This window comes from Mycobacterium sp., from assembly GCF_032159565.1.
In the GTDB taxonomy this organism is placed as follows: Bacteria; Actinomycetota; Actinomycetes; order Mycobacteriales; family Mycobacteriaceae; genus Mycobacterium.
Genome location: NZ_JAVHWR010000215.1, coordinates 1 through 10,845 on the forward strand (window position 1 = coordinate 1; position 10,845 = coordinate 10,845).

Here is a 10,845-nt window from a genome sequence, read left to right on the forward strand (position 1 = left end):
GCTGCTGCTCTACGTGTTCTGGGAGCTGACCACCGTGCTGTCCTTCCTGCTGGTCGGTCACTACGCCGAGCGCGTCAGCAGTCGCAAAGCCGCCGTGCAGGCGCTCCTCGTCACCACGGCAGGCGGCCTTGCCATGCTGGTCGGCATCGTCATCCTCGGCACCATCTCGGGCACCTACCTGTTGTCCGAGCTGATAGCCGCGCCGCCGTCCGGGCTGGCGGCATCCGTCGCCATCGTGCTGGTTCTTGTTGGCGCACTTGCCAAGTCGGCGATCGTTCCGTTGCATTTCTGGCTGCCGGGCGCGATGGCCGCCCCTACGCCGGTCAGCGCCTACCTACACGCCGCGGCCATGGTCAAGGCCGGTGTCTACCTGGTCGCACGCCTGACGCCGGGCTTCGCCGACTCGCCGCCGTGGCGGCCGGTGGTGGTCACCCTCGGCGTGCTGACGGTGCTGCTCGCGGGCTGGCGCGCGGTGCGCGAATACGACCTCAAGCTGATCCTGGCGTTCGGCACAGTGAGCCAACTCGGCTTCATCACCGTGATGGTCGGCGCGGGCGGCGGCGACCTGATGCTGGCCGGGCTCGCGCTGCTGTGCGCGCACGCCATGTTCAAGGCCGCACTGTTCATGGTGGTCGGCATCATCGACCATGCGACCGGCACCCGCGACATTCGCAGGCTGGCCTGGCTCGGAGCGCGCAGTAAGCCGCTTCTCGTCATCGCCGCCGGCGCAACCGCGAGTATGGCCGCGCTGCCGCCGTTCCTCGGCTTCGTCGCCAAAGAGGCCGACTACGAAACCCTGCTACACAGTGAGTCATTGGGCCATGCCGCGCCGTTCGTGCTGGCGGCCATCGTCGCGGGCTCGGTGTTCACCACCATCTACAGCCTCCGCTTCCTCTGGGGCGCCTTCGGCAAGAAGGGCAGGCCCGAACCCAGCAAGCGAGTGGCCGAGATGTATGCCGTGCCCGCCACATTCCTCGCTCCTTCGGCGATTCTGGCCGCGGCAGGCCTGCTCTTCGGGCTGTGGCCGAGCCCGCTCGAACAGGCACTGGACCCCTACGCCGACACAGTTCCCGGCGGCGCCGACTACAAACTGGCGCTCTGGCACGGATTCAATCTGCCCCTGCTTCTTTCGGTGCTCGTGTTGGCGGTCGGCACCGTCGTCTTCTTCGCGCGGTCGCGGTTGCCGCGGACGAGGTTGGCGTATCAACCGCTGGGCAACGCCGACCGCATCTACGACGCCGTGATCCGCGGCGCCGACGTGCTTTCGGTCCGGCTGACCGGCACCACGCAGCGTGGATCGATACCCGCGACCCAGTCGGTGATCCTGTTCACGCTCGCGGTTGTGCCGGTGGTGGCGCTGACGCTCGGGGCACGCGACCGGCCCGAGCTGGCGTTGTGGGGGTCGCCTTTGCAGGTGATCGTCGGGCTGCTGACGCTGGTGGCCGCCGTGGGTGCGACGGCGATGCGCAACCGGCTCGCGGCGGTGCTGCTGGTCGGCGTGACCGGCTACGGCTGCGGCACCATCTTCGCGTTCCACGGTGCACCCGACCTGGCGTTGACCCAGTTTCTGGTGGAGACGCTGACGCTGGTCATCTTCGTGCTGGTGCTGCGGACGCTGCCCGCCGAGTCCGACCACGGCAACATCCGCAGGCACAGGCTGGCCAGGGCGGCGCTCGCGCTGGCCGTCGGTGCCAGCGTCACCACGCTGGCGGTGTTCGCGATGGCCGCCCGCACCGGCGTCCCGATCGCCGCGCTGCTGCCCGACGCCGCCTACTACCGCGGACACGGCGCCAACACCGTCAACGTGCTGCTGGTCGACATCCGCGCGTGGGACACCCTCGGCGAGATCTCGGTGCTGCTGGTGGCCGCGACCGGGGTGGCCTCAATGGTGTTCCGGCACAGGCGCTTCGGTGCCGCACCGCGTGTCGCCGACGCAGGCCGGCCCGATACCGCGCCACCTGCGGTGATCGCGACAAGCCCGGCGGCGGGCGACATCACCTGGTTGCGCGGTAGCGAGCTGCGCGATCCGCGGAACCGGTCGCTGGTGCTCGAGGTCGCGACGCGGATGATTTTCCCACTCATCATGGTGCTGTCGGCGTACTTCTTCTTCGCAGGCCACAACACACCCGGCGGCGGCTTCGCGGGCGGGCTGACCGCAGGCCTCGCGCTGGTGCTGCGGTATCTCGCGGGTGGCCGATACGAACTCGGCGAGGCGCTGCCGCTGGACGCAGGCAAGATACTGGGCGTCGGGCTGGCCCTTTCGGCGGGCACCGCGGCGGCCTCGCTGCTGCTCGGTGCGCCCGTGCTGTCGTCGGCGGTGCTTCAGTTCGACATTCCGGTTCTCGGCACCGTCAAACTCGTCACCGCGCTGTTCTTCGACCTCGGCGTATATCTGATCGTCGTCGGCCTCGTTCTCGACGTGCTGCGCAGCCTCGGCGCGCGGGTAGACGAAGACCTGGCCGAACAGCGACCCGCGGCGGTGACGCCTCGATGACCGCCTTTCTCGTTCCGCTGATACTGGTCGGTGGACTCACCAGCGTCGGGGTCTACCTACTGCTGGAACGCAACCTGACCCGAATGTTGTTGGGCCTTTTGCTCATCGGCAACGCCGTCAACCTGTTGATCCTTCTCGTCGGCGGCCCGTCGGGTAATCCGCCGGTGCGCGGCCGCATCAGCGACGGCAACACCACCACGGCAGACCCGCTGGCGCAGGGGATGATCCTCACCGCGATCGTCATCAGCATGGGCATCGCGGCGTTCGTGCTGTCGCTGATCTACCGGACCTACCGGCTGACGACCGAGGAGGAAGTCGCCAACGACCCGGAGGACACCCGCGTCTCGCAGATGTCCGACGAGGAGGCCACGGCTTTCGACGAAGGCCGCCCCGAGCCGGACACGGCGCACGACACCGACGAACCCGACGAGCTGGACGCATTGCCCGGGCTGGAGGGCTCACGATGAGCATCTCGGGGGTGTTGACCCCGCTGCCCGTGCTGATCCCCCTGCTCGGTGCGGCGGCGACGATGTTCGTCGGGCGCCGGCCACGGCTGCAGCGCGCCATCACCCTCGCCGCGCTGACGGCGGTCGTCGCGGTGTGCGCGGCGCTGCTCTACCTGACCGACCGCGACGGCACGCTCGTACTGCACGTCGGCGGCTGGTCGCAGAGTGTGCCGGGCATGGGTCCACTCGGCATCACGCTTGTGGTGGACCGGCTTTCGGCGCTGATGATGGTCGTCTCGTCGATCGTCTTGCTGGCTGTGGTGTTCTACGCCATCGGGCAGGGCATCAGGGACGGCGACGAACGCCAACCGGTGTCCATCTTCCTGCCCACCTATCTCGCCCTGGCCGCGGGCGTGTGCAACGCGTTCCTGGCAGGCGACCTGTTCAATCTGTTCGTCGGCTTCGAGGTGCTGCTGGCGGCCAGCTTCGTGCTGCTGACGATCGGCGCCAGCACCGAACGTGTGCGCGTCGGCATCTCGTATGTGATGGTGTCGATGGTGTCGTCGATGATCTTCCTGATCGGCATCGCACTGGTGTACGCGGCCACCGGCACGCTCAACATGGCCGAGCTGGCCACCCGGCTGGACGGCGTCGCCTCGGGTACCCGCAGCGCGCTGTTCGCGGTGCTGCTCGTCGCGTTCGGCATCAAGGCGGCGGTGTTCCCGTTGTCGACGTGGCTGCCCGACTCCTATCCCACCGCGCCCGCACCAGTCACGGCGGTGTTCGCCGGACTGCTGACGAAAGTCGGTGTATACGCGATCATCCGGGCGCACACGCTGCTGTTCCCCGGCGGCGGACTGGACCGGATGTTGATGGTCGCGGCGTTTCTCACCATGCTCGTCGGCATCTTCGGCGCCATTGCGCAGAGCGATATCAAGCGGCTGCTGTCGTTCACCCTCGTCAGCCACATCGGCTACATGGTGTTCGGGGTTGCGCTGTCCAGCGAGCTCGGGCTGTCCGGCGCGATCTACTATGTGGCGCATCACATTCTGGTGCAGACGACGTTGTTCCTCGTCGTCGGCCTGATCGAGCGCCAGGCGGGCGCGTCGACGCTTCAACGGCTCGGCGGACTGGCCGCCGCGAGTCCTGTTCTGGCGTTCGTCTTCGTGGTTCCCGCGCTCAATCTGGGTGGTATTCCGCCCTTTTCCGGGTTCATCGGGAAGGTCGCGCTGTTGGAGGCGGGCGCCCAGAACGGTTCGGTGCTGGCGTGGCTGCTGGTCGGTGGCAGCGTGGTGACCAGCTTGCTGACGCTGTACGTGGTGGCACGAGTGTGGACGCTGGCGTTCTGGCGGGCCCGCGCCGACGCCCCGGAGGGACATCTCGCGGCGGCCGCACCTTCGGCGTTGCTCGACGACGCCGAGGACATCGCGTTGAACGAGCGTGGCGATGTCGGGCGGATGCCGGTCGGCATGCTGGCCCCGACCGGAGCGCTGATCGTGGTCGGGCTGACGCTGACCGTGCTGGCGGGCCCGATCGTGTCCTACAGCGAACGCGCGGCCGCCGAGGTGATCGACCGCAACCAATACATTTCGGCGGTCCTCTCCGAGGTGAGGCCATGAGACGTCACGTGCTGCGAGTGTGGGTGCTGTGCTGGCTGATGCTGGTGTGGGTTCTGCTGTGGGGCAAGCTTTCCGCCGCCAACATTCTGGGTGGTCTGGCGATCGCCATGGTGATCACGGTGCTGTTGCCGCTTCCCGCGGTACCGATCGAGGGGCGGCTGCATCCGCTGTCGCTGCTGCGGTTGGTCGTCGTCGTCGCCTATCAGTTGGTGCTGTCGTCGGTGCAGGTGGCCTGGCTGGCGGTGAAGCCGGGACCGCCGCTGCTGAGCGCGGTGCTGCGCGCCCGGCTGGCGATCAAGTCGGATCTGGTGCTGGCACTGGCCGTCAACATCATGTCGCTGATACCCGGCTCGATCGTGTTGGAGGTCGACCAGGAGCGGCGACTGGTCTACGTGCACGTCATCGACGTCGGCAACGAGAAGGCCGTTGCCCGCTTCTACCGGCAGGTCGAGCAGATCGAGCGGCTGCTGGTGGCGGCGTTCGAGCGCGATGCGGACTGGCAGCCGTCGACCAACAAGGAGACCGCATGACCCCCGTCTGGATCATCGCCGCTGTCTTGCTGACCGCGGCCGCGGCGATCGTGATGTTCCGCATCCTCGCCGGGCCGAGCACGCTTGACCGCCTCGTAGCGCTGGACACCTTGGTGGCGGTGACGATGTGCGCCATCGGAACCTGGGCCGCGTTCAGCCTGGACACCACCGTCACGTACGGCCTCACCGCGCTTGCGTTGATCAGCTTCGTCGGCTCGGTCAGCGTGGCGCGGTTCCGCGTTCCCGGCGTCGGCGCGCACGCGAGGAGCAGATACAACGGTGCGCACGCGAGGAGCAGATACAGGGGCGAGAGCAGGTATCCCCGGTGAACATCCCCGACATCGTCACGGCCGTGCTCGTACTCAGCGGGTCGACGCTGGCGCTCACCGCCGCGATCGGCGTCGTCCGCTTCCCGGACACTCTGTCGCGCATGCACGCAGCCACCAAACCTCAGGTGCTCGGCCTGCTGCTGGTGCTGATCGGCGCGGCGATCCGGCTGCGTGGCAATGTGGATGTCGGCATGTTGATCCTGACCGGCATGTTCACCTTGATCACCGCGCCGGTCGTCGCCAATCGAGTCGGGCAGTTGGCATACCGCGAACAGAACGTGCACGACATGCTGACCACAGATCAGCTACACGAGTACACCGAAGGCGAGCGGGAGTGAGGACCGGAGCGAGCGGGAGCCGAGCAAAGTACACCGAAGGCGAGCGGGAGTGAGGATCGCAGCGAGGAACGAGCGAGGACCGGAGCGAGCGGGAACCGAGCAAAGTACACCGAAGGCGGAACGAATGACCAGAACTGACGACGACTCCTGGGACATCACCGAAAGTGTCGGCGCGACTGCACTCGGCGTGGCGTGGGCGCGTTCTCAAGAGTCCACGTCGCAGTGTCCGCTGTTCACCGACCCGTTCGCGGAGGTGTTCGTCGACGAGGCCATCGCGCGCGGCTGGCAGATGCCGCAGCGTCACGTGGCCGAGAGGATCCGCTCCATAGCGGGATACGCGGCGTCGCGCACGAAATGGTTCGACGAGTTCTTCATCGCGGCGGGCGCGGGCGGCATCGACCAGGCGGTGATCCTCGCCGCGGGACTCGACGCCAGGGCGTGGCGGCTGCCCTGGAACGACGGCAGCGTCGTCTACGAGATCGACCAGCCGAAGGTGCTGGCGTTCAAGACCGAGACGCTGCACAGCCGCGCCATCGAACCCGCAACCCGTTACGTGGCGGTACCCGGCGACCTTCGGCACGACTGGCCGAAGGCGTTGCGCGAGGCCGGATTCGACCCGGGCGAGCCGACGGCGTGGGCGGCCGAGGGGTTACTGCCCTACCTGCCCGCAGCCGGCCAGGATCTGCTGTTCGAGCGCATCGCCGATCTCAGCGCGCAGGGCAGCCGCGTCGCGATCGAGGCCTTCGGAGCCGGCTTCTTCGACCCGGAGTATCTGGCCGGCCGCCGGGAACGGATGCGGAAGATGCGCGAAGAGGCGGGTGTGCCCGCCGAAGCACCCGACGTTGCGGATCTGTGGTTCATCGAGGACCGCACCGAGGTCACCGACTGGTTCTCGGCGCACGGTTGGGAAGTCTCGGCGATCGATGCTGCGGATCTGATGAAGAGATTCAGCCGCACGACCGACGACGACACAACGCCGCGAACCGTTTTCGTCGAGGCGAGACTCAATGCCGCCGCCGGGCGGCTCCGATCCTGACCGGTTACTCGCCCGACAACTGAAACTCGACCAGCGCGCTGACGGTTTCGACGGCGTCGTTCAGCGCTGCCACCCGCACCGCGTTGGTCGGCGCTGCCAGCACCGAATACCTGTCGGCCTGCCCCATCGGCAGCCGGTTTGTCAACGCATACAACCACATCGCCGCGTCGGGCGCCGCGTCGGCGCCTGCCACGATATCCCGTCCGCTGACCTCGGCACCGCGGGCGCTCGCGATCCGTTCGAAGAGCGCGATCATGCGGTCCTCGACGTCGCGGATGGCGTCGGGCCCGACCGGTTCACCCGGCTCGTCGGGCCACATCTCGACCGCGGCCCGTGGATACGGGTTGTCGGGTTGCCATTCCAGCACCCTGATACGTTCGGCCATCACAGCGTTGAGCCGGTATCGGCCGTCACCGAAATCGGCGACCTCGGTGATATGCGCCAGCGTCCCGACATCGCTGCGGGCGTCGCCGCCACCCACCTCACGTCCAGCCGCGATCAGCACGACGCCGAACGCCGGGTCGTCCATCGCGAGGCAATCGGAGATCATCGCCGAGTACCGCGGTTCGAAGATCCGCAGTGGCAACTCCTCGCCCGGCAGCATGGCCCGCTCCAGCGGAAACATCGGAATGGTCGGCACGGCTAGATGTCCAGCTCACCGACCAACGCGTCGACCACCGCGCGCAGGTCGCCGTCGCTGTCTTCGGCGACGCGCCGCTGACGCTGATAGGACGCACCCAGCCGGTAGATGTCGGCGACCGAGGCCAGCTCGTCGGCACAGCCAAGGGACTTAGCCACCGGCTCGAGCCGGTTGAGCAGCGCGTCGAGGTCCTCGGTGACCAACCGCTCGTTGCTGTCGGCGTCCAGGATGATCACCGCGTCAAGGCCGTAACGCGCTGCGCGCCACTTGTTTTCCTGCACATGCCACGGCGGCATTGTGGGCAGCTGTTCACCGGCCTCCAACCGTCGATCCAGGTCGACGATCAGGCAGTGGGTCAGCGCAGTCAGCGCGCCGAGCTCGCGGAGGTTGGAGACGCCGTCGAAGATGCGGACCTCCACCGTGCCGAGGTGCGGCGAAGGCCGGATGTCCCAACGGATCTCGTTCATGTGGTCGATGATGCCGGTCTTCTTCTGGTCGTGAACGAAGCCCTCCCACTGCGCCCAGGTCTCGAAGTGAAACGGCAGGCCCGCCGTCGGCAGCTGCTGGAACATCATCGCCCGGTTGCTCGCATACCCGGTGTCCACGCCGTCCCAGTAGGGCGACGACGACGACAGCGCGAGCAGGTGCGGATATTGGTTCAGCAGCGAGGTGACGATCGGCATGACCTTGTGCGCCGACGAGACGCCGACGTGCACATGCACGCCCCAGATCAGCATCTGGCGGCCCCACCACTGTGTGCGCTTGATCAGCTCCGCGTAACGCGGAGCGTCGGTCAACTTCTGCGCCGACCACTTCGCGAACGGATGCGTGCCCGCGCAGAACAACTCCATGCCGCGGTCGTGCACAACCTGGCGCGCAGGCAGCAGGGTGGACCGCAGGTCCTCCATCGCCTGACCCGCGTTGTCGCAGATGCCGGTGACAACCTCGACGGTGTTGCGCAGCAATTCCTTGTGGACGCGCGGGTTTTCACCGATCTCGGCGATCACCGCGGCGGCCTCGTTACTGAGGTCGCGGGTTTCGGCGTCGACGAGGGCGAACTCCCACTCGACGCCGACGGTCGGCCGGGCGGACCCGGCGAAATCTATCCGACTGCTAACCGGTGCCGATAACACCGCACGCGACCCGCTTCCCGGCGTCGCCGGTAGCCAGCGTGGTTGGGTCGGGAGGCGGAGTGCCGTTGATCTGCTGGTAGCGCTCCGGCGGGATGTTGGCGAAGTTGTCGGGCTTCTCGTGGATGATGATCGCGGTCTTGGCGCCGGCGAGTAGGTCTGCGGCGGTGAATGCGTCAGTGGTCGTCACCAATGTCGCCGAGCCGTCCCCACGCACCTGCAGTGAGGTCAGGTCACCACTGGCCGGGTGCGTGGTGTGGCCGGCCACCTGGAAGTGCCCGCCCGCGGAGTTGAAGTCACCGGGAGCGCCGCCGGTCGGAGCCACCGAGTTGGGTTCACACTTGCCCGCGGCATGGACGTGCAGGCCGTGGAAACCGGGGGCCAGCTGCCCAGGTGCGGAGGTCTTCACCGTGATCGTGGCGTAGCCGCCGCTGAACTCGAAGTCGGCGGTGGCGACGGTGGTGCCGTCGGGCGACTTGAGGTCGGCGGTCAGCTTCTCGCCCGCGGGAGCGGCCTCGGTCGCGCCTTTACCTGGGGTACCCGACGGCGCCGGGGAGCCGGTCCAGACGGACGGAGTGGTGCCGGGTTGGGTGGCTACCGGCTCGTTGGGGCTGCACGCGCTCGCGACCGGAACGATGAGCGCCGCGGCAGCGAAAAGGCGAAGCGGGGCTGAGATCGGCATACCAAAAGCCTAGCCGGTGACCGCCACGATCACGCCCGGCGGTTGCTCGGCGGTTTCCGGCGTCCGCGGCTCGACCGGCGCCTGGAGCAACTTGCCCACCTCGTCGGCGGCTTCCCGCTCACCGGGGCCCTCGCCGAAGTACACCGTGGTGGCGGTGACACCCGGCAACGTCAGGTTTCCGGTTTCGGTGACGTTCCAGTGCGCGTCGCGCAGTCGGTTCGCGGTGCTCTCGGCGGCACCCGGCACCTCGGAGATGTTGAAAACCCGAACATCGGCCTTGGCGGGCGCGGCGTCACCGGATGCCGCCGCCGCGGCGGTCGTGGGGGTGGAGGTGACCGTGGTGACGCCCGTCGGCGAGCTGCTGTCGCCGTCGTCGCCCGACCCCATGGCCTGGAACCCGACCAGCAGAAACACCACCCCGAGAAAGAGCAGCACCATGACCATGGCGCGCAGAGGCAACCCGGAGGATTCTCGCTGATTCATCGAACCCACTGTATCCAGACCCGATCGTCGGCCGGCAAGGTCAGGTGACCTCGAACCCCAGCCTGCGTGCGGCGCGCGCCTTCTGCCTGCTGGCCCGCAGCCTGCGCAACCGCTTGACCAGCATCGGATCGGCCGCCAGCGCCTCCGGCCGGTCGACAAGCGCATTCAGCACCTGGTAGTAACGCGTCGCCGACATCGCGAAGAGCTCCTTGATGGCGTCCTCTTTGGAACCCGCGTACTTCCACCACTGTCGTTCGAAGGCAAGGATGTCGTGTTCGCGGCGGGTCAACCCGTCGGCGAGCTCGGAATCGTCCCCGGATCGCTCAGTCCGCGCCATGGCGCCGTCCATTTCGCTCCCTGGGCCCTCTCCGACAGTGCAAAGACATTCCGCTCGTACGGCTGACATTCAATCACGGGAGCAGGAGTTGAGCCGTGATCGTGCCCGCGAGTCGGCTGACTTAAGCTTGCCCATCGTGGCCGTCGTACCCATCCGCATCGTGGGAGATCCCGTCCTGCACACCGCGACCAGTCCCGTGCCCGTCGGCGACGACGGTTCGCTGCCGGCAGATGTGACCGACCTCATCAACGATCTCTACGACACGATGGACGCCGCGTACGGGGTCGGCTTGGCCGCCAACCAGATCGGAGTATCGCAACGGGTGTTCGTCTACGACTGCGCCGACGAGCGGGGCCGCACCACCCGCCGGCGCGGGGTCGTGGTCAACCCGGTGCTCGAGACGTCCGAGGTTCCGGAGACCATGCCCGACCCCGACGACGACGACGAGGGCTGCCTGTCGGTGCCGGGCGAGTCCTTCCCGAGGGGCCGGGCCGACTGGGCGCGCGTCACGGGCCTGGACGCCGACGGCACCCCGATCACCCTTGAGGGCAGCGGTCTGTTCGCGCGCATGTTGCAGCACGAGACCGGACATCTGGACGGGTCCCTCTACGTCGACGGCCTGATCGGCAGGCATGCGCGGGCCGCCAAGCGCAGCATCAAGTCACACGGCTGGGGTGTGCCGGGGCTGACCTGGACGCCCGGCGAGGATCCCGACCCCTTCGGTCACTAACCGGCGGGCAGGAGCGCAGCGACTTGGGGATCGAAAACGGGCCCGACCTCC

Annotated in this window: 13 protein-coding genes; 8 read left to right on the forward strand and 5 right to left on the reverse strand. The window is 67.8% G+C overall.

The genetic code is table 11. The features are described 5' to 3' along the window. From QOC76_RS29460 to QOC76_RS29490, 7 genes are all read left to right on the forward strand, one after another. Positions 1-2,494: Na+/H+ antiporter subunit A (locus QOC76_RS29460; protein WP_526363238.1), on the forward strand; the 2,494-nt coding region annotated here is incomplete at its 5' end. After that, positions 2,491-2,961 (forward strand): Na(+)/H(+) antiporter subunit C, encoded by a 471-nt coding sequence (locus tag QOC76_RS29465; RefSeq protein ID WP_526363240.1) that lies wholly within the window; start codon positions 2,491-2,493, stop codon positions 2,959-2,961. The genes QOC76_RS29460 and QOC76_RS29465, both read left to right, overlap by 4 nt. Next, a complete protein-coding gene (locus QOC76_RS29470; RefSeq protein WP_526363242.1) occupies positions 2,958-4,559 on the forward strand; it encodes a Na+/H+ antiporter subunit D in 1,602 nt (533 codons plus the stop codon). The genes QOC76_RS29465 and QOC76_RS29470 overlap by 4 nt, the downstream gene beginning before the upstream one ends. Next, positions 4,556-5,089: a Na+/H+ antiporter subunit E gene (locus tag QOC76_RS29475; RefSeq protein WP_526363244.1), complete on the forward strand. Its 534-nt coding sequence runs from the start codon at positions 4,556-4,558 to the stop codon at positions 5,087-5,089. Before QOC76_RS29470 ends, QOC76_RS29475 begins: the two co-directional genes overlap by 4 nt. Next, on the forward strand, positions 5,086-5,418 hold the full coding sequence (locus QOC76_RS29480; RefSeq protein ID WP_526363246.1) for a monovalent cation/H+ antiporter complex subunit F: 333 nt from the start codon (positions 5,086-5,088) through the stop codon (positions 5,416-5,418). Before QOC76_RS29475 ends, QOC76_RS29480 begins: the two co-directional genes overlap by 4 nt. Then, entirely contained in the window at positions 5,415-5,756 is a 342-nt protein-coding gene (mnhG, locus tag QOC76_RS29485) for a monovalent cation/H(+) antiporter subunit G (protein ID WP_526363248.1), read from the forward strand. The genes QOC76_RS29480 and mnhG overlap by 4 nt, the downstream gene beginning before the upstream one ends. 124 nt (positions 5,757-5,880) lie before the next feature. Then, complete coding sequence (locus QOC76_RS29490; RefSeq protein ID WP_526363250.1) at positions 5,881-6,792, forward strand: SAM-dependent methyltransferase; 912 nt, start codon at positions 5,881-5,883, stop codon at positions 6,790-6,792. Positions 6,793-6,796: 4 nt separating this feature from the next. Here the strand turns inward: QOC76_RS29490 and QOC76_RS29495 are convergent, their stop codons facing one another. Genes QOC76_RS29495 through napA form a run of 5 tightly spaced genes read right to left on the reverse strand, consistent with a single transcriptional unit; the run spans position 6,797 to position 10,076 of the window. Further along, complete coding sequence (locus QOC76_RS29495; protein ID WP_526363252.1) at positions 6,797-7,432, reverse strand: LON peptidase substrate-binding domain-containing protein; 636 nt, start codon at positions 7,430-7,432, stop codon at positions 6,797-6,799. A gap of 2 nt (positions 7,433-7,434) precedes the next feature. Then, positions 7,435-8,565, reverse strand: a complete 1,131-nt coding sequence (locus tag QOC76_RS29500) for a glutamate--cysteine ligase (protein WP_526363254.1) — start codon at positions 8,563-8,565, stop codon at positions 7,435-7,437. Beyond that, positions 8,546-9,244: a superoxide dismutase[Cu-Zn] gene (gene sodC, locus QOC76_RS29505; RefSeq protein WP_526363256.1), complete on the reverse strand. Its 699-nt coding sequence runs from the start codon at positions 9,242-9,244 to the stop codon at positions 8,546-8,548. Before sodC ends, QOC76_RS29500 begins: the two co-directional genes overlap by 20 nt. A 9-nt stretch (positions 9,245-9,253) precedes the next feature. Then, on the reverse strand, positions 9,254-9,727 hold the full coding sequence (locus tag QOC76_RS29510; protein ID WP_526363258.1) for a LytR C-terminal domain-containing protein: 474 nt from the start codon (positions 9,725-9,727) through the stop codon (positions 9,254-9,256). Positions 9,728-9,767: 40 nt separating this feature from the next. Then, on the reverse strand, positions 9,768-10,076 hold the full coding sequence (napA, locus tag QOC76_RS29515) for a nucleoid-associated protein NapA (RefSeq protein WP_526363260.1): 309 nt from the start codon (positions 10,074-10,076) through the stop codon (positions 9,768-9,770). 124 nt (positions 10,077-10,200) lie between these two features. On the opposite strand from napA, the gene QOC76_RS29520 reads away from it, so the two are divergent. Further along, entirely contained in the window at positions 10,201-10,794 is a 594-nt protein-coding gene (locus QOC76_RS29520; RefSeq protein WP_526363262.1) for a peptide deformylase, read from the forward strand. Positions 10,795-10,845 lie beyond the last annotated feature (51 nt).